This window comes from Salinicola endophyticus, from assembly GCF_040536835.1.
GTDB lineage: Bacteria > Pseudomonadota > Gammaproteobacteria > Pseudomonadales > Halomonadaceae > Salinicola > Salinicola endophyticus_A.
This window is the reverse complement of record NZ_CP159578.1, coordinates 1,524,135-1,545,688: the sequence shown is the minus strand read 5'-3', so window position 1 is coordinate 1,545,688 and position 21,554 is coordinate 1,524,135. Positions and strand designations below refer to the sequence as shown.

Sequence of the window (21,554 nt, the reverse complement as noted above, 5' to 3'; positions counted from 1 at the left end):
AGAGGAAGACGCAGGCCGCGAAAGCCGACGCACGCTGAATGGGGATTCTAGCGAAACTCGCCCCCGCGCTCTATCGCCGCCGCGCACCGGGCGTGCCCGCGCCCGCCGCCCTCAGGCCAGCCAGCGCGGCGAGTCCAGTGCCAACCGCTGCTGCTCCAGGGTGCGGATGTGCTGGTCCCAGTAGCCGCTGTCGGCCACGTAGGGGAACGCGCGCGGGAACGCCGGATCCTGCCAGCGGTTGGCCAGCCAGGCGCTATGGCGGACCAGGCGCAGCGTGCGTAGCACTTCGATCCACTCGAGCTGGCGCCGATCGAAGTCGAGCGACTCCTCGTAGCCATCGATCACCTCGGAGAGCTGCATCTGCCACTCCCCCGGCGACTGCGCGGTGAGCAGCATCCACAGATCCTGCACCGCCGGTGCCATGGCACAGTCGTCGAAGTCGACCAGGGCGAAGTGGTCGTCGCGGCCGAGCATGTTGCCCAGGTGGCAGTCGCCGTGAACGCGCTGCAGCGCCTGATGCGGCCAGGCGTGCTCGGCGAGCAGCCCCAGCAGGGCGTCGGTCACGCGGGTATAGGCGCTCTGCTGCCGCGCGCTCATCCAGGGGGCGGCGAGCACGCGCTCGCGGCTCTCCTCGACCAGCCGCAGCGGCTCGAACACCGGCCGGTGCTGGAAGGCATGCCGCCGGCCGACGGCATGCACCTGCCCGATCAGCTGGCCAAGGGCAAAGAGATGCGCGGGATTGTCGAGCTCCGGCGCCTGCCCCGGCACGTGGGCGAACAGCGCAAAGCGAAAGCCCCCCGCCTCGAACAGCGTCTCACCCTGGGCGTTCTGCCACGGCGCGCCGACCGCGACCTCGGCGGCGGCGAGTTCACCCAGAAAGGCGTGCTCCTCGAGAATCTGCGCCGTGCTCAAGCGCTCGGGGCGGTAGAACTTGGCGACCCAGCGCTGGCGCTCATCGTCGCTCAAGGCATAGACCCGGTTCTCGTAACTGTTGAGCGCGAACGGCTCGCCCGGCAGCCAGAAGCCCTGGGATTCGACCGCTTCGACCACGCGTTGGGGCGTCAGGGTCTCGAACGGATGCGGCGTTGCGGCACTCATGGCTTACCTCGACAGACGAAGGCTATGGCGGCGCATGCTATCAGATTCGGCCCGCTGGCGTGCGGGCCAGCGCCACCACCCCGATATGGCGTGCACCGGCACGACGGCAGGCCAGGGCCAGCGACTCCAGGGTGGCGCCGGTGGTCATGACGTCATCCAGCAGCAGCACCGACCCGGGCAGCGGCCCCTCGATCCCGAAGGCGTTCTTGACGTTACGCTGGCGCGCGGCGCGATCGAGCCCGCGCTGGCTCGACGAGTCGCGCTGGCGTAGCGCTGCCCGCTGCGGCAACTGCCAGCGCGCGGCGAGCGAGCTGCCCAGCCAGGCGACGGGATCGAACCCCCGCTCGCGGGTGCGTGTCCATGACCCGGGAACACCGATCAGCAACTCGCCGCACGGCGCGGTGGTGCCCATAGCATGGATCAACAGCTCCACCAGCAGCGTCCCGGCGCGCGGGTCTGCGGAGAACTTGAAGCGCTGCATCAGCCGTATCAGCGATCCTTCGTAACGCAGCGGTACCCAGGCCGCATCGAATGCCGGAGGGCGCCGCAGGCAACGCCCGCAGAGATGGTTACCGCCCGCGTCGGGCATGGGTTCGGCGCAGCGCTCACAGGCCGCGACGTTCCACGGCAGCTCGCCATCGCAGTCGGGGCACCAGGGGAGATCGCCGGCGAGACGGGCATAGCAGAACGCGCAGTAGCCGGGCAACGCCCGGCGCAGCCAGCGCTCGAGCTGCCAGCGTAGCCCACCACCTGCGATCACTCGGCCCAAGGCGCAACGCATGAACATGCTCCTACTCCTCCGCGCTTCCGCTCAGCTCTCTCCCGGCATGCGCCACGCCGGCACGCCCCCACAGGGAGATCGGCGGCCAGCGCCGCTGGCTTGAACGCCGTCACGCCGCCCTCGTCAACCTTGGCTACACTGAGATCGATCCGCCGACATACCGGAAAGAGGGCCTGCCACGGCCGCTGGGTGCCCTCACTCCGGCCTGTCCCCGTATCTGATCGAGGAGGCGTTTGCGATGCCACTGGCCGAACAGGAAGCTGCACAGCTACTGGAAGCAGGATTGAAACCGTATCGCGTGCGCGCCTCTTTCAAGGAGGCATCACCCCACGTCAGCGTCAGAGTGAGCCATGATCGCGGCGCCTTCGTGCGTACCATTCCCATGAGTATCTGCAGCAATCGTCGCACGCTGATTAGACGCATCGACCTGCTACGCTCCGAAGCAGAGAATCGCTTCGGTGTCCCCTGTGAGAGATGGCCACAGGGGGATGAGATCAAAGCAGAAAAGCGCATCTATCTATAGCGGCAGCTTCACCAGCAAAACCGGCTGCCCATGCGGTCTCGCCTTCGTACAGGCCCGAACCCGGGTACAGACATCCGCCATCCGACGCTCGACCAGATGCCTATCACCTGGCCGCATCGGCTTCCCCAGCCCATGACGCCTTCATACCTTCTCGCGCTACCTCGCAGTCGTCCATCTTGATTGATTCTCTGGGGCCATCAGTCTCCTCTTCGAAACATGAACGTCCACGACACGTTGAATCACTTCTCATCCTGCCGGAAACGTACAGCGCATGCTTTCGAACACGATATTAGCCTCATGGCATAAAGCTCACACAGGCCTAATATCAAAAAAATCTAACATAAAAAACTCAGAAAAATCCTCCTCCTCTTACTCGACTCATACGCCCCCTAGAAACCACTTACACCAGAGAAATAAAAACCCAAAGAACGCTAACAAAAAGGCTTTTTAGATCATCATCCCTGTGAAGACCTGGCTCCAGAGGCCGCAAACATAGAGCCCATCATCAATTCATGGGGCAAAATAAACCCAATTACATTAGATACATCTAAAATAAATATCAGCTTTGATAAGAAAAGAAAAATTCACCGATAATCATCGCACCGCAAGGGAAGATCGCGCCGATTGCACGTCTATCAGAGCACATCTACGGCGGGATCGATGCAGCTCATCGATGCCATTTCACCGTCCATCATTTCCGGGAGCCATACGAACAACATGTCACTCTACGAGCGTTTTCAGAGCCGAATGTCGGCTGTCGACAAGCTTGTGAACATGTACAGGGAGCTGTGCAGCGCACGCGGCATTCTGCCTCGCGGACGGCTGGACGAGGCACACAGCGACCTGCTCTGGCTACCGCGCTCGGCGGTTGCCTTCTCGCTGGCGGCCATGGATGCCTACGTCGACGAAGTCGTCACCGACAAGTTGGGAGATTATCGCGCCTGCATTTCGCTCTACGTGCCGATGAAGAACGTGCTCGAGCAGCCGGTCAGCACCATGGAATCAGGCTTGTGCATGCATCGCCAACCGACCAGCGACACGCACCGCGGCACGCGAACCTGGATAGACCCCTCCAAGCCCAGCGGCCGCACGTCGCTTTCCTTCAAGTCACCGGAGGAACTGATTGCCGCTTATCGTCTACTGGGGCATGCCGATATCATCGAATCGATTGCCGCCATCTGGCCGGGGCCCGCCTGCACTCCCACCGACATCAAGCAGAAACTCGACGTACTGATCCAGAGACGCAACCAGATCACCTACGAAGGCGACCGCGATCCCGAAGGGCATATAAGACAGATCCATCCGCACTATGCGACCCGCTGCAAGTCGTTCATCGAGAACGTGGTGATCAGACTGCATCGTGTCGCCTACGAACCTTAGCTGACGACACAGAGGAGGAGGTTTGGGCTGATCGCGCACTGGCCTCTTCCCGGGGCCACGAGAGACGATCGAGGTATTCAGAGGCCACGCTATGGCCACACTGGACAATCAGGAGGATCGACCGAAGCGATTCACCAATAGCCGAAGGCGTCGTGAATCAAGCTGGTGCGGATGGGGAGACTCGAACTCCCACGCCTTGCGGCACTAGAACCTAAATCTAGCGTGTCTACCAATTCCACCACATCCGCCGGATGAAGAGCGCGCTCATTTTACGGACGAGCGCCCCAAAGTCAATTCGCTATCCGGCCCCTGCCATACCGGAACGACGCGGGATCGCCTCCGGAGGCATCTCGCCCCGACGCCCAGGGCCGAGCGTCGCTATTCATGGGCTGCACAAAATGCGGGAGTGGATGACACAAAGATGGCGTCATGGGCGACACAAAAATAGAGGGTCCGCGTACGAACCCCCTAATCGGTGACGGCTTCCTGCCGAATGCCATGGCGTCCTGCCAAACCTCCCTGTGCCGGCCGCTTCCTGCGGCCTCGCTTCCTGATGTCGTCTCCCTGACGACATGCACACTGTGGACCCCTGACGGATCAGATAATTTGATACAGGTGAAGAAGTACCAAAGTAATTGTATCGTTATGTATCCAGACGCTGCCGAAGAGACGGTGTCATGCCACAAAAAAGCGCCCCGCAGGGCGCTTTTCGAGAGAGACTGTTCGCCTATCACTGGGACTTCTGTGCGTCCGCAGCAGCGTCGCTCTGGCCCTGAGCGTTGATCGAGTCGAGATCCTCGGCATTCTTGATATCGGTCTTGCCATCGGTCTCCTCTTGCATGGCATCGATGGCATCATCGGTCGCCGCGCTGTGACCGCTTTCATCCATGCCCTGATGCTCGCTTTCGCCGCTCATCATGTCCTGCTGCGACTCGGTCACGCCGTCACCTTTCTTGAGCGGCTCCTGGTTGGCCTGCTCGGCTTCCTTCATCGCGGCGCTGTCGGCATAGACCATGCCCGCCCCGCCGAGCAGCATAAGAGCGGTAGCGGTGACGACTGCAATACCTTTTTTCATGGCAAGTCCCTTGTCTCTTTGGTTGACAGACACGCTGCGCCTCGGGCGCATGGCGTTTCTTCAGCATAGCGCAAATGGCGCTTTCTGCCTGCCTACGGGGGCGGGGATGTCGCCGCTTCGACATTCACGGCCGGTATCACCATCGACACGTCAAGCCGGGTCAGACGTAGATAGCCATGAGGAGAGGCCAGAAACACGAAAGGCGAGCCCGAGGGCCCGCCTTTGTCAGGTCCGCCTGCGCCGGGGACTTCCTGTCCTGAAAAGAGTCATCCTGACCCCTGCCGGCGTGCGGTGCTGTGCAATCAAGCCACAAGGTCACTTTCCTGGTGCCATGCAGCCATACGATCTTCCATGATCGCAGCCAAGATTCACCTGTTGTCCCTAGACTCCATCCTTGAAGCCGGTGAATCGACCAACGAGTGCAAAGTTATACAAAACCTTTCTCTAGGTCAAGCGTCTGCCGTGCATGAGCGATACCTGATGCCACCGCCAGCGACGCCATAACCGGCAGGTGCGCCATGAAATGAGGAAAGGGAGACGATGGAAGGACATCGACTCCCCGAAAGCAGGATGCGCTCCAGCCCGTCTGCCGGGGCTGCGAGAGCAACGCCGATAGCGCCCAGAACGCGACTCGCTCTCGACTCTCAACGGTACCTGAGCCTATCGGCCCGTTCCCTGGCCATGCCGCTAACCAGCGCATCACGCAAGTCCCTTGGTCACGTCCCTGCGGCAGCCTTCACGAAGAGAATCGAGCCGATGTTAGATCAATACATTACAAACGACAAAGGCTCGTACAAAATATTCCGCCGTCTGCCAGGTATCGGCGAGCTCGTCGCTAGCGACGACGCCATAGCCCCAAACAAAATGGCATATAAAATTTTTCTCTTATTCCGGCAAAAAATTTTGCGCTATGCTACACCCATTCACGATAGCGCGGCCGGACCCCGCGCTGACCCTATCGACGAGGAGATCAACCGCATGGCTCGATACGCACACTCTCTGGCTGGCCGTATGCTGCGCAGTGGCGCCCTGGCCCTGGGTCTTGGACTGGTTTCGCTGGGCGGTATGGCGCACGCCGATACGCTGCGCGTGGGCATGTCCGGCGGCTACTATCCGTTCACCTTCGTCGACCATGACGTGCTCAAGGGCTTCGAGGTCGATCTGATGAACGCCATCGGCGAAGAGACCGGCGATGACATCGATTTCGTCACCGCCAGTTTCTCCGGGCTTGCCGGGATGCTCGACTCCGGGCGCATCGACACCATCGCCAACCAGATCACCATCACCCCTGAGCGTGAGAAGAAATATCTGTTCAGCACGCCCTACGTCTATGACGGCGCCCAGGTCGTGGTGCGCAAGGGCAACGACACCATTCACGGCGTCGAAGATCTAAAAGGCAAGACCGTCGCGGTCAACCTCGGCTCCAACTACGAGGCGCTGCTCGAGGAGCTGCCCTACGCCGATCAGATCAATATCAAGACCTACGACTCCAATATCGAGCAGGACGTGGCCCTCGGCCGTGCCGATGCCTTCGTCATGGACCGTGTCAGCGCGACCCAGGTGATCAAGGACAAGCCGCTGCCGCTCGAGCTTGCCGGCCAGCCCTTCTCGCAGATCCAGAACGCCTACCCCTTCCGCGACGACGAAGCCGGCGCAGCCCTGCGTGATCGTGTCAACGCGGCGCTGGCCAAGCTGCGTGATAGCGGCAAGCTGAAGGCGATCTCCGAGAAGTGGTTCGGTACCGATATCACCCAACCCTGATACTCTGATCCCACGCCGCCCTCGGGTCTTGCCCTGCGTCCTGCACGCAGGGCTGCGCCGGGGCGACACGGCCCATGACGCTCGCCGGCTTCATGGGCCTTTCTGTTATCCACGGCCGCGCTGCGCGGCGTAGTGACCTCTATGCACGCACTCAATGTCGACTACATGCTGGGCCTGGTGCCCATTCTTCTGGGCTACCTGCCGTTGACCCTGGGCATGGCCGCCGCAGGCATGCTGTGCGCCCTGCTCCTGGCTTCGCTGCTGGCGGTGATCCGGGTGACCCAGCTACCCGGGCTCAACGCTTTCGCCCTGCTGTTCATCTCGTTCTTCCGCGGCACGCCGCTGCTGGTGCAGCTGTTTCTGTTCTACTACGGGCTGCCGCAGGTACTCACCTTCCTGGTCTCGATCAACGGCATCACCGCCACCATTCTCGGTCTGACGCTGCACTTCTCGGCCTACATGGCGGAGTCGATCCGCGCCGCCATCGTCGGGATCGACCGCAGCCAGACCGAAGCCGCGCTCTCGGTGGGCATGACCCAGGGCCAGCTGATGCGGCGCATCGTGCTGCCCCAGGCGACCCGCGTCGCCACGCCGACGCTGATGAACTACTTCATCGACATGATCAAGTCGACCTCGCTCGCCTTCACCCTGGGTGTCACCGAGCTGATGGGAGCGACTCAGAAGGAAGCCGCCAGCAGCTTTCTCTACTTCGAAGCCTTTCTGGTCGTCGCCGTGATCTACTGGGTCGTGGTGGAAGCCCTGTCGTGGGTACAGAAATGGCTGGAGCAACGACTCAACCGGGCCTATCAGCGATGATCGAACTCAAGGGTATCCGCAAGCAGTTCGGCGACCAGGTGGTCTTCGACGCCATCGACTTGAAACTCGAGCGCGGCGAGATCATCGTCGTGGTCGGCCCCTCCGGCACCGGCAAGTCGACCCTGCTGCGCTGCATCAACTTCCTCGAGCACCCGGATGCCGGCCAGCTCACGGTGGGCGATCTCCAGGTCGATGCCACTCGCGCTACCCAGGCGCAGATTCTCGCCCTGCGCCGACGCACCGCCTTCGTCTTCCAGAACTACGCCCTGTTCGCCAACAAGACCGCGCTTCAGAACATCGCCGAGGGCATGATCGTCGTCGACGGTCTCTCCAAGCGCGAGGCGCATGCCCGGGCGCGCAAGATCCTCGAGCGCATCGGCCTGGCCGACAAAGCCGATGCCTATCCCGCCTCGCTCTCGGGGGGGCAGCAGCAGCGCGTCGGTATCGGCCGAGCCATGGCGGCCAACGCCGAAGTGATCCTGTTCGATGAGCCGACCTCGGCCCTCGACCCGCAATGGGTCGAGGAGGTGCTGGGACTGATGAAGCAGCTCGCGGCGGAGCACCAGACCATGATCGTAGTGACTCACGAGATGCAGTTCGCCCGCGAAGTCGCCGACCGCGTGGTATTCATGGACGAGGGGCGGATCATCGAGCAGGGGCCGCCGGCGACGCTGTTCAGCCAGCCCCGCGACGAGCGCACCCAGCGCTTCCTGAAGAAGATCCTCGCCGCCAACCCCGGCTGAGCCCGCCCGCACATCAGCCGCGATCGCGGCCCGGCGCGCTGACGGCGAAGAAGCGCTCGACCACGTCGTCGCGCACCGGCCGCGTCAGCAGCGACACGCCCACGAACAGCGGCAGGTTGACCAGCAGCCCCCAGAAGCCGGCATGCACGCCGAGGGGGTTGCGCCAGATCAGGGTGAAGGCAAGGGTCACGCAGAAGCCGGCGACAATGCCGGCGATCACCCCGGCGGTGGAGGCGCGGGTCCACACGAACATGCCGATGAAGGCCGGCAGCACCTGAGTGGCGAAGCCGAGCCCCACCAGCAGGATCATCACCAGGTTGCTGGGTTCGCTGATCGCCACCGGGGCCACGATCAGCGCCATGATCGGGATCAGCAGGCACCGCGCCAGACGCGCCGTGGCGCGGTCGCCCAGGCGCCATAGCGGCTGGGCGATATCCCGCGCATAGGCCATCGCCACCGAGTGCAGAAACGGCTCGCACGAGGACATCGCCGCCGCCAGGGTGCCCGCCCCCAGCAGTCCCACCAGCCACACCGGCAGATGGCCGAGGGCGTAGCTCAGGGCCACGGTGTCGGCGCGTTCGAGCTGTGGCAGCGCCAGGATGCCGATGAAGCCTACCACCACCATCGGCAGCACCACGATGTAGTAGGTCGGCAGCCAGGTCGCGCTGCGGCGGATGGTGTCGGCGGAGCGAGCGCTCATCCACTGGCTCCACACCGGCGGCATGAAAGAGAGCATCGAGACGATGATCGAGGTGGTCCAGAAGGCGAAGCTCATGTCGCCGCCCGCCCCCGGCAGGGTCAGGAAGTCGGGGCGCTCGGCCTGCAGGCGCGCGAAGATGGCGCCGAAACCCAGTTCGCCGCTGGCGGTGTGGGCCGACCACAGCCCGACACTCCACGCCACCACCAGCATCAGTACGCCCTGGAAGGCGTTGGTCAGGCCGATGGCGTGCTGCCCGCTGACGTAGAGATAGAGCGCCATCGCCGCCAGGATCAGGATCACGCCCGCCCAGACCGGAATACGCCCGCCGCTCATCACCGCCAGAATGTAGGCCGACCCCATGGTCTGCAGCACCGCGTAGGCCAGTGAGCCGATCGACATCACCAGCGCCGCCAGGCCACCCAGCAGCGGACTCTGGTAACGGTCGGCAATGGCCGCCCCCTGGGTGACGTGACCAAAGCGCCGGCCGAACTCCCACACCCGCGGCCCGCAATACCACGCCACCAGCGCCAGGTAGGAGAGATAGATCACCACGTAGAAGACCGCGACCCCCTTGCTGTAGGCCCAGCCGGGCGCCCCCATGAAGGTATAGGCGCTGATGCTGCCGGCGGCGATCAGCAGATAGAGCGTCACGCCGCCCATGCTGCGCCCGGCCACGCCCCACTCCTCCAAGCTGTCCATGATGCGGCCACGGCGCGCGCGCAGGCCGATCACCAGCGCCACCGCGACATAGCCCAGGGTGATCCACAAAGGCATCAGGCTGCGCGTCGCGAGTTCACTCATCGCCGCGCCCCCGCCGCGCCAGCCAGCGGTTGCCCAGCAGCATGGCGACCCAGCAGCCGGCCACGATCGCATAGGCCCACAGCGCCAGCCACGGCAGCCCGAACGCCAGCCGCGCCCGATTGACGCCGGCCACCACCGGCCACAGGCCCATACCGATCAGGCCCAGGAACAGCAGCAACAGCCCCCAGCCCGCCGCCGAACGCGGGCGTACCACGAAATGCTTCATCGATATTCCCACAGTATGTCACGCGTGCTTCACGAGTTTTCACCGCCCCACCCGGCGACCAGCGACAGGATAGCGTATCGCATTGGGCATCGGCGCCGAACCCGGCGAGCTGCTAGGCTGCAGGGATCACTCGCGTTCAAGGACCTCCATGCCGCCACGACACTCTCGACTCCGCGACGGGCTGCGCTTCAGCGCATCCGTCGGCTATACCGCCAAGGGCCTGATCTATGTCGCGGTGGGCTGGCTCGCCCTGCTCACCACCATTGGTCTGGGCGGCAGCGAGAGTGGCACCAGCGAGGTGATCCGCAAGATCGCGCTGTGGCCCTTCGGCAGCGTGCTGCTGGTGCTGCTCGGCCTGGGCCTGGTCGCCTATGTCGCCTGGCGCCTGGGCCAGGCGATCTGGGACACCGAGCACAAGGGTAACGACTGGAAGGGTTGGCTGCAGCGGCTGGGGTTCGCCCTCAGCGCTGGCCTCTACGCCACCCTGGCGTGGCAGTGCGCGACCCTGCTGCTGCACAGCGTATCGAGCTCATCCCAGGAGGATAACAGCCGTCGCACCGAGTGGCTGCTGGGTATCCCGGGCGGGCGCTGGCTGCTGCTGGCGGTGGGATTGGGCTTCGTCGCGGTGGGCGTGCATCAGCTCGTGCGCGCCTGGCGGCGCGCCTACCGCAAGAACTGGCATCTCGACCAGCGCCCCAACCCACCGCTGCCGCTGCTCGAGGGCATCGCCAGAGTCGGGCTGGCCGCCCGCGGCGTGACCTTCATCCTGATCGGCGGCCTGCTCGGCCTGGCCGCCTGGCAGCTCTCGCCCAGCCAGACCCAGGGTCTGGGCGGCGCCCTCGATCTGCTGGCCCACCAGCCCTACGGCGACTTCCTGCTGGGCGGGGTCGCCTGCGGCCTGATCGCCTACGGCGGCTACTGCTTCATCAATGCGGGCTATCGCCGCGTGCGCCATCCGCGCTGAGCGTATATGAGGCCCCGATACTGGCCTTGTGCGAGCCCCAAGCCCCCGAAAGCTGACCTTCGACGAAACCCAAAAAAGGCCGTGGAAGCGGCCTGGAAGGATCGTAACAGCGCACCGGCAGAACCAGCCGGCGCCGCGATCAGGGCCGCAGCGCCGAGTCACCTGCCCGGCCATGCAGCGCCGGCAGGTAACCAAGGTACGCAGCCGATACCGAGCCGGATGCGCAAGAGAGCTGACGGGGCGGAGAACTCAGCCCAGCATCAGCGCCCCGCCGGCCGCAGCGATGGCGGCACCGATGCCGCGCAGCCAGCGGCTGTCACGCTGGGCCAGCCAGGCACCGGCGTGGCGCCCGACAAGGGTGATCGCCACGCTGGTGACCACGAAGCCCAGCGCATAGAGCAGCGCCGAGGCGCCCGGCGCCAGTTCGCTGCCGTGAGCGTGACCGTGCAGCAGGATGAAGGCGAACACCAGTGTGCCACCCACCGCGCTGGGCAGCTTGACCAGCGTCGCCAGCAGCACCCCCGCCAGCAGCACGCTGGAGGCGATGCCGAACTCCACCCCCAGCAGCGGCACCCCGGCCCAGGCCAGGCCAGCACCGCAGACCATGCCCAGCGCGATCAGCGCAGGCATCGCCCGGCGCAGCGTGGGCGCCTGGCGGCAGCTCCACAGCCCGATCGCCAGCATCGCCAGCAGATGGTCGAGCCCGGTCAGCGGGTGCATCAGGCCGGCCAGAAAACTGCCGCCATGGGTATGCGGCAGCTGCCCCGGGTGAGCGTAGGCCGCCGAGGCCAGCAGCAGCGCCAGCGGGGCGCCGAGCCAGGCCAGACGGCGTGCGGTGCGACGAGAGGGTCGAGCTTGCATGGTGTACTCCTTGGGTGGTGGATGGTGGGTGATGGGTAGCGGCTTGGATGTGAAAGCGTCGATATCAGTGTGAACAGGACCGATTCACTCGGCACACAGCAGCGCCTGATCGGCCCGCGCTCGCTGCGCCTCGCCGCGGCGCTCCGGCAGCATCCCGCGGTCGAGGATGAAGCGCACGATGGTCTCGACGCCGACCCCGTCATAGAGGTTGGCGAAGACGAAGGGGCGCGGGCCGCGCATCATCTTGGCGTCGCGTTCCATGACCTCGAGCGAGGCGTGGACGCGCTCGGCGATATCGATCTTGTTGATGATCAGCAGATCCGACTTGGTGATCCCCGGCCCGCCCTTGCGCGGAATCTTGTCACCGGCGGAGACATCGATCACGTAGAGGGTCAGGTCGGAGAGCTCGGGGCTGAAGGTCGCGGCGAGGTTGTCGCCCCCCGACTCCACCAGCACCAGCTCCAGCGTCGGGTGCCGCGCATGGAGGTCGTCGATCGCCGCCAGATTCATCGAGGCGTCCTCGCGGATCGCGGTGTGCGGGCAGCCACCGGTCTCGACGCCGATGATGCGGTCGGCATCCAGCGCGTCGTGGCGCAGCAGGAAGTCCGCGTCCTCGCGGGTATAGATGTCGTTGGTGACCACCGCGATATCGTAGTGCTCGCGCAGCGCCAGGCAGAGCTGCTTGAGCAGAGCGGTCTTGCCGGACCCGACCGGGCCGCCGACGCCCACTCGCAGACAGTGTTGCATATCCCTCTCTCCTTTCGTCTTCGCGCCGACCGATCCCGCCCCGGCGCGGATGCCTATTGCGTATGAAAGCTCAGTGTGGCGCTGTCATCGGTCTCGCTCGGCGATGATGCCGTCACGTCCACCGGTCAGCTGCGAAACAGCCGCGAGTACTGCGTCTCGTGCAGCGCACTGGCCAGGGCCAGCCCCGGCAGCGCCGGGCCCAAATCCTCGTCGTCGAGCTCGGCGGCGCGCGTCACCGCGACCGCCAGCGCCGGACGCAGCCGCTCCACCAGCCGCTGGGCCGCGGTCTGCCCCAGCGGTAGCGCCTTGCACGCCGCCGCCAGCTGGTTCTCGAGCCAGGCCCAGGCGAATCCCAGTTGGGCATCCGTCAGCGCGATACCGCGCCGCTGCGCCGCCCAGGCGAACAGCGTGACGTAGGTGGGCGTCGGCGGCAGCCAGCCATCTTCCGGCAGCAGCCCCAGGTCGCCGAGCAGGCGCGCCAGCGACTGCCCCAGACGCAGATCCTCCTCGGCCAGCTCATGGGTCTCGCGGTTGGCCAGCAGCCAGTCGTTCCAGGCCGCCAGCGCCGCGCGATCCCCGCGCTCCCAGGCCTGCCACAGGCGTTCGAGCAGCGGCAGCTCACAGCGGGTCAGGCCGTCATCGAGGACACCGTCGAGCCAGGCGCCGAGGGTTGCTTCGTCCGTCACCCAGCCGAGCTCGAAGGCACTCTCCAGCCCCTGCGACCAGGCGAAGGCGCCGATCGGCAGCGCCGGGCTCACCAACTGCATCAGACCCAGCAACGCCAGCGGCGAGCGTGTCGACTCCCCCTCCATGCTCAATCCTCGTGACCGCGACCGCGCGGCACGAAGTCGTAGACCAGGGCGCCCCCGCGCTCGGACGCGTGAGCGTGCGTGTGGCCGTGTTCATGTCCATGCCCATGTCCATGGCTGTGACCGTGGCCATGGACGTGCCCCTCGGCATAGGCGCCGGACTCGGGGTCGAAGGGCGCACGGTGACGCTCCAGTGTCGCCCCCAATCGGGTCGCCAGTGCCTCCAGCACGTGATCGGGGGGAAAGCGCACCCAGCCGCGCTCGCCCTCGGCACCCAGCGCCAGCTGCACATGGCGGTTGCCCAGGTGGTAGCAGAGCCGAGCCAGCGCCAGGCTGCCCTCGACCCGAGCGGTGACCACCGGCTCGTCGGCGGCGCGCACCGCGATCACCTCACCGCTCTCCGCGCGCAGCAGCGCACCGTGGCGCAGCACCGGGCCGCGGTCGAGAAACAGCCCCAGCTCGCGCCCGCCATCGCTGGTGGCCTTGAGGCGCCCGCGGCAGCGCAGCTCGAAGGGGAGCGTGACGCTATCGTCGGCGGTCATGTCGCAGGCCGCGTCGAGGCGCTCGATCAACTTCAACATCGTGTCGTCCTTCTCATTCTCATCAGAACAAACCGCCTGTCAGAACAGATGGTAGCGCTGGGCCAGCGGCAGCGTGACCGCGGGCTCGCAGGTGAGCAGTTGACCATCGGCGCGCACCTCGTAGGTCTGCGGGTCGACCTCGAGCTGCGGACAGGCATCGTTGAGTTTCATGTCACGCTTGCGCACACCGCGCACGTCCTGCACCGCGACCAGCCGACTGGCCAGGCCCAGGCGCTCGCCCACCCCGGCCGCCAGCGCCGCCTGGCTGACGAAACTCACTCGGGTGGCGCTGGCGGCGCGGCCGAAGGCGCCGAACATCGGCCGATAGTGCACCGGCTGCGGGGTCGGAATCGAGGCGTTGGGATCGCCCATGGGCGCCGCCGCAATCATCCCGCCCTTGAGTATCAGCGCCGGCTTGACGCCGAAGAAGGCCGGGTCCCACAGCACCAGATCGGCCAGCTTGCCGACCTCCACCGATCCCACCTCATGGCCCAGGCCGTGGGTGAGCGCCGGGTTGATGGTGTACTTGGCGATATAGCGCCGGGCACGGAAATTGTCACAGCCACGCTCGGCATCCTCCGCCAGCAGACCGCGCTGCACCTTCATCTTGTGCGCGGTCTGCCAGGTGCGGCAGACCACCTCGCCGACCCGACCCATGGCCTGGGAGTCGGAGGCGATCATCGAGATCACGCCGAGATCGTGGAGGATATCCTCGGCGGCGATGGTCTCGCGGCGGATGCGCGAATCGGCGAAGGCCACGTCCTCGGGGATATTGGGGTCGAGGTGGTGGCACACCATCAGCATGTCGAGATGCTCGTCGACGGTGTTCACGGTGTAGGGCCGCGTCGGGTTGGTCGACGACGGCAGCACGTAATCCTTGGAACAGGCGGTGATGATGTCCGGCGCATGGCCGCCCCCGGCACCCTCGGTGTGATAGGTGTGGATACCGCGCTCCTTGAACGCGGCCAGGGTGTCCTCGACGAAGCCGGACTCGTTGAGGGTATCGGTATGGATCGCCACCTGGACGTCGTAGCGCTCGGCCACGCTCAGGCAGGTGTCGATGGAAGCCGGCGTGGTACCCCAGTCCTCGTGCAGCTTGAGCCCGATCGCCCCGGCCACGATCTGCGCTTCGAGCGCCTCGGGCTGGCTGGCGTTGCCCTTGCCGAGCAGGCCGATGTTCATCGGCAGGGTGTCGATCGCCTGGAGCATCTTGCCCAGGTGCCACTCCCCGGGGGTACAGGTGGTGGCGTTGGAGCCGGTGGCCGGCCCGGTCCCCCCGCCGAGCATGGTGGTGACCCCGCTCATCAGCGCCTCCTCCACCTGCTGCGGGCAGATGAAGTGGATGTGTGCGTCGATCGCGCCGGCGGTGAGAATCTTGCCCTCACCGGCGATCACCTCGGTGCCCGGGCCGATCACGATGGTCACCGCCGGCTGCACGTCGGGGTTGCCGGCCTTGCCGATGGCGGCGATTCGCCCCGCCTTGAGGCCGACATCGGCCTTGACGATCCCCCACCAGTCGAGGATCAGCGCATTGGTGATCACCGTGTCCATCACCGCCTCGTCGCAGCGCTGGCTCTGGCCCATGCCGTCACGGATCACCTTGCCGCCGCCGAACTTCACCTCGTCGCCGTAGTGGGTATGATCCTGCTCCACCTCGATCCACAGCTCGGTATCGGCGAGGCGCACCCGATCGCCCACGGTGGGGCCATACATGTCGGCATAGGCCTGACGTGAAATTTTCATGCTTCATCCTCCACGGCATCATCCAGCCCACCCATGACTTCGCCGCGGAAGCCGTAGACGTGCCGCCGGCCGGCAAACGGCACCAGCGTCACCGCCCGGCGCTGACCCGGCTCGAAACGGATCGCCGAGCCCGCCGGAACGTCGAGCCGGTAACCTCGCGCGGCGCCACGATCGAACTCGAGCGCCGGGTTGGTCTCGGCGAAGTGGTAGTGCGAGCCGACCTGGATCGGGCGGTCGCCGCGGTTGCCCACCGTCAGGGTGATCGTGTCGCCCCCTGCGTTGAGCTCGATCTCGCCGTCCTGCAACTGGTATTCACCGGGAATCATGGCCGCCCCTCATACGATGGGTGAATGCACGGTCACCAGCTTGGTGCCGTCGGGAAAGGTCGCCTCAACCTGCACCTCGGGGATCATCTCGGCGACCCCCTCCATCACGTCGTCGCGGGTCAGGATCTCGCGACCGTAGCCCATCAGCTCGGCCACGCTGCGCCCGTCGCGGGCGCCTTCGAGGATCTCGAAGCTGATCAGCGCCACCGCTTCCGGGTAGTTGAGCTTGAGCCCGCGCGCGCGGCGGCGCTCGGCCAACTGGGCGGCGGAGAACAGCAGCAGCTTGTCTTTGTCTCGGGGTGTCAGTTCCATCGCCTCGTCTCCTGGGCTTGCGGGCGCCGGGCGCCCTTGATCGTTGTCTCAGGTGCGCCAGATGCGCGGCTCGCACGCCTCGCGCTCGGCCAGCAGCGGGCGCAGCGTGTGCCAGGCGGCCTGGCAGTAGTCCCAGGCCTGATTGCGCGAATCGCCCAGATAGCGCAGCAGCAATACGCCGAGACGCTGGGTGACGGCCCACTGCGGGGCCGCCGGCAGCGCCTCGCGCAGCGCCGCCACCGCCACCTCGGGGGCCGCTAGCCCGGCCGCCCACAGGGTCGCCTGGACGCTCGCCCCGCCCTGCCCCCAGCGACCCTGGAAGCGCGCGTGATGTGGGTCGAGCGGCTGGCGCTCGAGCCACAGCGGGCGGCCGTCGCGGGTCAGCCGAAAGCGCTGCTCGATGGCACCGCTGACGAACGGCAGCGCGCCCACCGGACGCCCCAGCGCCATCACCTCCCACCCCAGGCAGCGGGCATCGCCAGTGAGCTCGACCGTGGTGCTCTGCGCCCCGCGCGAGCCGTCGAAGGCGATGGTCTCCTGGGGCAGCCACTCGAGCAGACCGCCAGCGTCCACCTGCAGGTGATTGCGCTGCTGCCAGGTCACGCCCTGGCTGTCGGCGCGGTAGAGCTTGGTCGCCGCCGGCGTGGTCAACAGCGCGTGGGCGTCGGCCTCCACCGCGATCTCCAGCGCCAGGGCGTCACCGCTGACCAGCCCGCCCGGCGGGTGCAGCAGATAGACGTGGCAGGGCTCGACCAGCGCCGGCTGCAGCGGCTCGGGGTAGAACGGCCGCTGCACCCGCAGCGGCCCGCTGTGGTGCGCCCGGGTCAAACGGGTACGCCCGGCATGGGCGGTCTCGCGGCGGTCGAAGGCGAGCGCCAGCCGCGCCTCCCAGCGGCGCCCGGCGTCGAAACGGTGACCGGAGTCCGCGGGGGGCGGATGGCTTGGCGGTGCGGGGTCTGCGCTCATACCGTGAGATGTCGCCGAATCAGGTCGTCGTCGAGATCGGAGATGTCGCCGTTGGCCACGGCCTGGCCCCGATCCATGATCATGAAGCCGTCGGCGTAGCGGCGCGCGAACGGCAGTTTCTGCTCGACCAGCAGTACGGTCAGCCCGGCCTCGCGGTTGAGCCGCCGGATCACCTCGCCGATCTGGGCCACGATATTGGGCTGGATGCCCTCCCCCGGCTCGTCGAGAATCAGCAGCCGCGGGTCGAGCACCAGCGCGCGCCCGATCGCCAGCTGCTGCTGCTGGCCGCCGGAGAGGTCGCCTCCGCGACGATAGCGCATCTCGCGCAGCACCGGGAACAGTTCATAGATGCGCTCGGGAATGCGCCGCTGGCGATCGCGCCGTGCCGGCAAGCCGATGCGCAGATTCTCCTCCACTGTGAGCGTGGCGAAGATTTGCCGCCCCTGGGGCACATAGCCGATCCCCAGACCGGCACGCGCCTCGGCGCGCTTGGGCAGCAGCGGCTCACCGTCGAAGTGGATGGTGCCGGCGCGGGCGCTCACCTCCCCCATGATGGTCTTCAACAGCGTGGTCTTGCCGACCCCGTTGCGCCCCATCACGCAGGTGCAGCGCCCGGCCGGCACCGTCAGCGACAGGCCGCGCAGGATATGGCTCTCGCCGTAGTACTGATCGAGGTTGTCCACGCTCAGCATGCGTTCGTCTCCTCGTCGCCGCCCAGATAGACCTCCACCACCCGCGGATCACTGGACACCTGGTCCAGGCTGCCCTCGGCCAACACGCTGCCCTGGTGCAGCACCGTGACCTTGCGCGCGATCTCGCGCACGAAGCCCATATCGTGCTCGACCACCACCACCGACTGCTGCCCCGCCAGCCGCGTCAGCAGCTCGGCGGTGCGCTGCATCTCCGGCTCGGTCATCCCGGCCACCGGCTCGTCCACCAGCAGCAGGCGCGGGCGCTGCATCAGCAGCATGCCGATCTCCAGCCACTGCTTCTGGCCGTGGGAGAGCACGCCGGCGAGCCGGTGCCGCTCGCCGGTCAGGCCGATGGTCTCCAGCACCTCGTCGATGCGCGCCCGACCAGCGCGGTCGAGCCGCGCCAGCAGAGTCCGCCACACGCGGCGGTCACCCGCCATCGCCAGCTCCAGGTTCTCGCTCACGTCGAGCGCCTCGAACACCGTCGGCTTCTGGAACTTGCGCCCGATGCCGAGATTGGCGATCCGCGGCTCGTCCAGGGTCAGCAGGTTGTGCCGGCTGCCGAACCACACCTGGCCGCTGTCCGGACGCGTCTTGCCGGTGATGATATCCATCATGGTGGTCTTGCCGGCGCCGTTGGGACCGATGATGCAGCGCAGCTCGCCGTCGTCGATCGTGAGGTTGAGCCGATCAATGGCGCGGAAGCCGTCGAAGCTGACGCTGACATCCTCCATGTAAAGAATCGGCCCGTGGCGGACGTCCACCGGCGACTGCGCCGGCAGCATGAAGTCGAACACCCGGTCGGGGCGCGACAGCTCGCGCAGCTGCTGCACCCGGGTGCGTGCGCCCTGGTTCATGTCGCGCCCTCCTGCCGACGCCGCCATGCCAGCACGCCGGCGATCCCCCGCGGCAGCGCCATGGTCAACACCACGAACAGGCCGCCGAGCAGGAACAGCCAGGCGTCCGGCATCGCGCCGGTGAGCACGGTCTTGAGATAGTTGACCACCAGCGCCCCGAGCAGCGCACCGAACAGCGTGGCGCGTCCGCCCAGCGCCACCCACACCACCACCTCGATCGAGAACAGCGGCGCGAAGGTGCTGGGGTTGATGATCCCGACCTGCGGCACGTAGAGCGCCCCGGCGACCCCGGCGAGCATCGCCGAGACCACGAACAGCGACAGCTTGACGTGCTCGACCCGATAACCGAGAAAGCGCACCCGCGCCTCGGCGTCACGGGTCGCCACGGCGACCCGCCCCAGCCGTGAGACCACGATCGCCCGACACAGCCAGAACGCCAGCAGTACGGCAATACCGGAGGCCAGGAACAGCGCCACGGTCATGCCGTCACTGGCCAGCCGAAAACCGAGCAGCTCGCTGAAGCGCGTCAGTCCGGTGCTGCCGCCCATCCCCATCTCGTTGCGGTTGAATGCCAGCATCAGGGCAAAGGTCAGCGCCTGGGTGATGATCGAGAAGTAGACCCCGGTCACCCGGGAGCGGAAGGCGAGCCAGCCGAACGCCAGTGCCAATAACCCCGGCGCCAGCACCACCGCCAGCGCCGCCAGCGGGAAGCTCGCCAGCAGCCCTTGCCAGCCGGGCAGCGCCGTGCCCTGGGCATTGAGATAGAGCCCCATGGCGTAGCCGCCGAGGGCGAAGAAGGCACCGTGGCCGAGACTCAAGATGCCCAGGTAGCCCCAGATCAGATCCACCGCCAGCGCCAGCAGCATGTAGGTGAAGTACTTGCCCAGCAGTGCCACCGTGGCACCGCTCACATGCAGCGGATGGGCCATGGGCAGCGCATGCAGGACCAGCACCAGCGCCATGCCGACGATCAGCAGCGCCGAGGTGATCAGCGTGGCGCGGGAGAGAAACGCCTGGCCCGAGCGATCCCGGTTGGGGTCGAGGGTTGCGTGGCTCATGACACCCTCCCCTTGGGCGCGAAGATCCCCTGCGGGCGCTTCTGGATGAACAGGATCACCCCGACCAGCACGATGATCTTGGCCAGCACCGCCCCGACCCACGGCTGCAGCACCTGATTGATCACCCCCAGCGACATGCCGGCGACCAGGGTACCCCACAGATTGCCGACGCCGCCGAACACCACCACCAGGAAGGAGTCGACGATATAGCCCTGGCCCAGGTTCGGCCCCACGTTGGTGAGCTGCGACAGCGCCACCCCGGCGAGCCCCGCGACCCCGGCACCGAGCCCGAAGGTGAGCATGTCGACCCGCGCCGCGCGCACGCCCATGGCCCGCGCCATGGCGCGGTTCTGGGTCACTGCGCGCACCTCCAGGCCGAGCCGGGTGTAGCGCATCAGCGCCCACAGCGCGGCGAACACCAGCAGACAGAAGCCGAGCACGCCGAGACGATTCAGGGTCAGCGACAGCGCATCGTTGATCTGCCAGGCACCCTGCAGCCACGCCGGCGACTCCACCCGTCGGTTGAGCGGCGAGAACAGCGTGCGCACCAGCTGCTGCAGGATCAGGCTCAGGCCGAAGGTCGCCAGCAGCGTCTCCAGCGGCCGCCCCTTGAGGAAGCGGATCACGCAGCGCTCGATGACGATGCCGAAGGCCGCGGCCACCAGGAAGCCGCCGGGGATCGCCAGCAGCAGCGCCAGCCCCGGCTGCCCCGGCAGCGCCTGCTGGATCAGCCAGGTGGTGTAGGCACCGAGCATGATCAGCTCACCGTGGGCCATGTTGATTACCCCCATGACGCCGAAGGTGATCGCCAGACCGATCGCCGCCAGCACCAGGATCGAGCCCGCGCTCAAGCCGAAGAACAGGGTCTGCGCGCGGTCGTACCAGGCGCGCTTGCGCTCGATGCCGTCGAGCACACGCTGTGCCTGGGCAGCGAGTTCGCCGTCACCCGCCGCCAGCGTGGTCAGGCCATTGCGCACTCGCGTGTCGAGATTGCCGGCGAGGGTGTCGAGGGCCTCGGCGTCGCCCTGCTGCGCGGCATACAGCGCCAGCGCCACGTCGAGGTGGTCACGCACCTCAGAGCTCTCTTCCTGCTCGCGGCTGGCGCGTACGCTCGCGACATTGTCGGCGTTCACCTCTCCGATCAGCCGATCCGCAGCCGCTAGACGTGCACCCGCGTCACCCTCGGCCAGCGAGAGCGAGGCGATCATGCCCTGGAGCTGGGTGCGCAGATCGTTGTTGATCTTGAAGATATCCACCGTGCGCCGGGAACCGCTGCCAGCCTCGGCGAAGGTGATCGCATCGATCAGCGGCCACTCACGACCGCTGTCGTCGGTGACGATATAGAACTGCTCGCCGCGGCGCGCCTTGCCCAGACGGCCATCGAGCAGCGCCTGAAGCCAGCGCGTCTTCTGACTTGCCTGGCTGTCGGCGATCGCCTGGGCGGCCTCGCCCTTGGCCGCGAAACTGCGCGTATCCAGCGCCTGCAACAGCGCTCTGGCCTGGGGCTCGCTGACCGCCGCCGAGGCCGGGGTGGCCAGCGCGGCGCAGATCAGCAGCAGGCCGAACAACAACCCGTGCCTGAGCCGGCGGGCGCACTGGCAGCCTCCGGCGTGGGAATGCATCATCATGATGGAACGCTCATGCTGCGTTGCCGTTGGCCCCGCGCCATCCGCTCGGCGGCGCGGGCACGTGCTCGGGCGGTGAGCGCCGCGGCATGGCCGCGGCCAGGCACCG

At 66.5% G+C, this 21,554-nt stretch carries 23 protein-coding genes and 1 tRNA gene; 6 read left to right on the top strand and 18 right to left on the bottom strand.

Going from position 1 to position 21,554, the window contains the following annotated elements:
• Nucleotides 1-111 precede the first annotated feature (111 nt).
• Both ABV408_RS07070 and ABV408_RS07065 read right to left on the bottom strand, forming a co-directional pair.
• The gene (locus tag ABV408_RS07070; protein ID WP_353981751.1) at nt 112-1,098 is read right to left on the bottom strand and encodes a serine/threonine protein kinase; all 987 of its coding nucleotides are present in this window, start codon (nt 1,096-1,098) and stop codon (nt 112-114) included.
• A gap of 40 nt (nt 1,099-1,138) precedes the next feature.
• Entirely contained in the window at nt 1,139-1,885 is a 747-nt protein-coding gene (locus ABV408_RS07065; RefSeq protein WP_353981749.1) for a ComF family protein, read from the bottom strand.
• 232 nt (nt 1,886-2,117) lie between these two features.
• Between ABV408_RS07065 and ABV408_RS07060 the strand changes: the two genes are divergently transcribed.
• Nucleotides 2,118-2,402, top strand: coding sequence for a hypothetical protein (locus ABV408_RS07060; RefSeq protein ID WP_353981748.1), 285 nt, complete (start codon nt 2,118-2,120; stop codon nt 2,400-2,402).
• Between the two features lie 660 nt (nt 2,403-3,062).
• A complete protein-coding gene (locus ABV408_RS07055) occupies nt 3,063-3,782 on the top strand; it encodes a hypothetical protein (protein ID WP_353981747.1) in 720 nt (239 codons plus the stop codon).
• 163 nt (nt 3,783-3,945) lie between these two features.
• Here ABV408_RS07055 and ABV408_RS07050 read toward each other — a convergent pair.
• Together ABV408_RS07050 and ABV408_RS07045 are read right to left on the bottom strand one after the other, a co-directional pair.
• Nucleotides 3,946-4,030: transfer RNA gene (locus ABV408_RS07050), tRNA-Leu, on the bottom strand.
• Between the two features lie 482 nt (nt 4,031-4,512).
• The gene (locus ABV408_RS07045; RefSeq protein WP_353981746.1) at nt 4,513-4,857 is read right to left on the bottom strand and encodes a hypothetical protein; all 345 of its coding nucleotides are present in this window, start codon (nt 4,855-4,857) and stop codon (nt 4,513-4,515) included.
• Nucleotides 4,858-5,835: 978 nt separating this feature from the next.
• Between ABV408_RS07045 and ABV408_RS07040 the strand changes: the two genes are divergently transcribed.
• The 3 genes from ABV408_RS07040 (at nt 5,836) to ABV408_RS07030 (ending at nt 8,177) form a co-directional block, all read left to right on the top strand.
• Nucleotides 5,836-6,618: an amino acid ABC transporter substrate-binding protein gene (locus tag ABV408_RS07040; protein WP_405049928.1), complete on the top strand. Its 783-nt coding sequence runs from the start codon at nt 5,836-5,838 to the stop codon at nt 6,616-6,618.
• A 141-nt stretch (nt 6,619-6,759) separates the two neighbouring features.
• On the top strand, nt 6,760-7,434 hold the full coding sequence (locus ABV408_RS07035; RefSeq protein WP_353981745.1) for an amino acid ABC transporter permease: 675 nt from the start codon (nt 6,760-6,762) through the stop codon (nt 7,432-7,434).
• The gene (locus ABV408_RS07030) at nt 7,431-8,177 is read left to right on the top strand and encodes an amino acid ABC transporter ATP-binding protein (RefSeq protein ID WP_353981744.1); all 747 of its coding nucleotides are present in this window, start codon (nt 7,431-7,433) and stop codon (nt 8,175-8,177) included. Before ABV408_RS07035 ends, ABV408_RS07030 begins: the two co-directional genes overlap by 4 nt.
• A gap of 13 nt (nt 8,178-8,190) precedes the next feature.
• Here the strand turns inward: ABV408_RS07030 and ABV408_RS07025 are convergent, their stop codons facing one another.
• Nucleotides 8,191-9,678, bottom strand: coding sequence for a sodium:solute symporter family protein (locus ABV408_RS07025; RefSeq protein ID WP_353981743.1), 1,488 nt, complete (start codon nt 9,676-9,678; stop codon nt 8,191-8,193).
• Nucleotides 9,671-9,904 (bottom strand): hypothetical protein, encoded by a 234-nt coding sequence (locus tag ABV408_RS07020; protein WP_353981742.1) that lies wholly within the window; start codon nt 9,902-9,904, stop codon nt 9,671-9,673. Before ABV408_RS07020 ends, ABV408_RS07025 begins: the two co-directional genes overlap by 8 nt.
• 148 nt (nt 9,905-10,052) lie before the next feature.
• Here ABV408_RS07020 and ABV408_RS07015 point away from each other — a divergent pair, with 148 nt between their 5' ends.
• Nucleotides 10,053-10,868, top strand: coding sequence for a DUF1206 domain-containing protein (locus ABV408_RS07015; protein WP_353981741.1), 816 nt, complete (start codon nt 10,053-10,055; stop codon nt 10,866-10,868).
• A gap of 249 nt (nt 10,869-11,117) precedes the next feature.
• On the opposite strand, the gene ABV408_RS07010 is transcribed toward ABV408_RS07015, so the two are convergent.
• The 12 genes from ABV408_RS07010 to urtB form a co-directional block, all read right to left on the bottom strand.
• Nucleotides 11,118-11,729 carry a HupE/UreJ family protein gene (locus ABV408_RS07010; protein WP_353981740.1) on the bottom strand — a complete coding sequence of 204 codons (612 nt, stop codon included), beginning with the start codon at nt 11,727-11,729 and terminating at the stop codon, nt 11,118-11,120.
• 84 nt (nt 11,730-11,813) lie between these two features.
• Entirely contained in the window at nt 11,814-12,476 is a 663-nt protein-coding gene (ureG, locus tag ABV408_RS07005; RefSeq protein ID WP_353981739.1) for an urease accessory protein UreG, read from the bottom strand.
• Nucleotides 12,477-12,601: 125 nt separating this feature from the next.
• Nucleotides 12,602-13,288 (bottom strand): urease accessory protein UreF, encoded by a 687-nt coding sequence (locus tag ABV408_RS07000; protein WP_353981738.1) that lies wholly within the window; start codon nt 13,286-13,288, stop codon nt 12,602-12,604.
• A gap of 2 nt (nt 13,289-13,290) precedes the next feature.
• Nucleotides 13,291-13,866, bottom strand: a complete 576-nt coding sequence (gene ureE / locus ABV408_RS06995; RefSeq protein ID WP_353981737.1) for an urease accessory protein UreE — start codon at nt 13,864-13,866, stop codon at nt 13,291-13,293.
• 39 nt (nt 13,867-13,905) lie between these two features.
• Nucleotides 13,906-15,609, bottom strand: coding sequence for an urease subunit alpha (gene ureC / locus ABV408_RS06990; RefSeq protein ID WP_353981735.1), 1,704 nt, complete (start codon nt 15,607-15,609; stop codon nt 13,906-13,908).
• A complete protein-coding gene (locus tag ABV408_RS06985) occupies nt 15,606-15,935 on the bottom strand; it encodes an urease subunit beta (protein ID WP_353981734.1) in 330 nt (109 codons plus the stop codon). The genes ureC and ABV408_RS06985 overlap by 4 nt, the downstream gene beginning before the upstream one ends.
• 9 nt (nt 15,936-15,944) lie before the next feature.
• Nucleotides 15,945-16,247, bottom strand: a complete 303-nt coding sequence (locus tag ABV408_RS06980) for an urease subunit gamma (RefSeq protein ID WP_035469373.1) — start codon at nt 16,245-16,247, stop codon at nt 15,945-15,947.
• Nucleotides 16,248-16,295: 48 nt separating this feature from the next.
• Nucleotides 16,296-17,213, bottom strand: coding sequence for an urease accessory protein UreD (locus tag ABV408_RS06975; protein WP_353981733.1), 918 nt, complete (start codon nt 17,211-17,213; stop codon nt 16,296-16,298).
• Nucleotides 17,210-17,905 carry an urea ABC transporter ATP-binding subunit UrtE gene (gene urtE, locus ABV408_RS06970; RefSeq protein WP_353981732.1) on the bottom strand — a complete coding sequence of 232 codons (696 nt, stop codon included), beginning with the start codon at nt 17,903-17,905 and terminating at the stop codon, nt 17,210-17,212. Before urtE ends, ABV408_RS06975 begins: the two co-directional genes overlap by 4 nt.
• Nucleotides 17,899-18,762, bottom strand: coding sequence for an urea ABC transporter ATP-binding protein UrtD (gene urtD / locus ABV408_RS06965; protein WP_405049927.1), 864 nt, complete (start codon nt 18,760-18,762; stop codon nt 17,899-17,901). The genes urtE and urtD overlap by 7 nt, the downstream gene beginning before the upstream one ends.
• Nucleotides 18,759-19,820: an urea ABC transporter permease subunit UrtC gene (gene urtC / locus ABV408_RS06960; protein ID WP_353981731.1), complete on the bottom strand. Its 1,062-nt coding sequence runs from the start codon at nt 19,818-19,820 to the stop codon at nt 18,759-18,761. The genes urtD and urtC overlap by 4 nt, the downstream gene beginning before the upstream one ends.
• Complete coding sequence (urtB, locus tag ABV408_RS06955) at nt 19,817-21,448, bottom strand: urea ABC transporter permease subunit UrtB (RefSeq protein WP_353981730.1); 1,632 nt, start codon at nt 21,446-21,448, stop codon at nt 19,817-19,819. Before urtB ends, urtC begins: the two co-directional genes overlap by 4 nt.
• Nucleotides 21,449-21,554 lie beyond the last annotated feature (106 nt).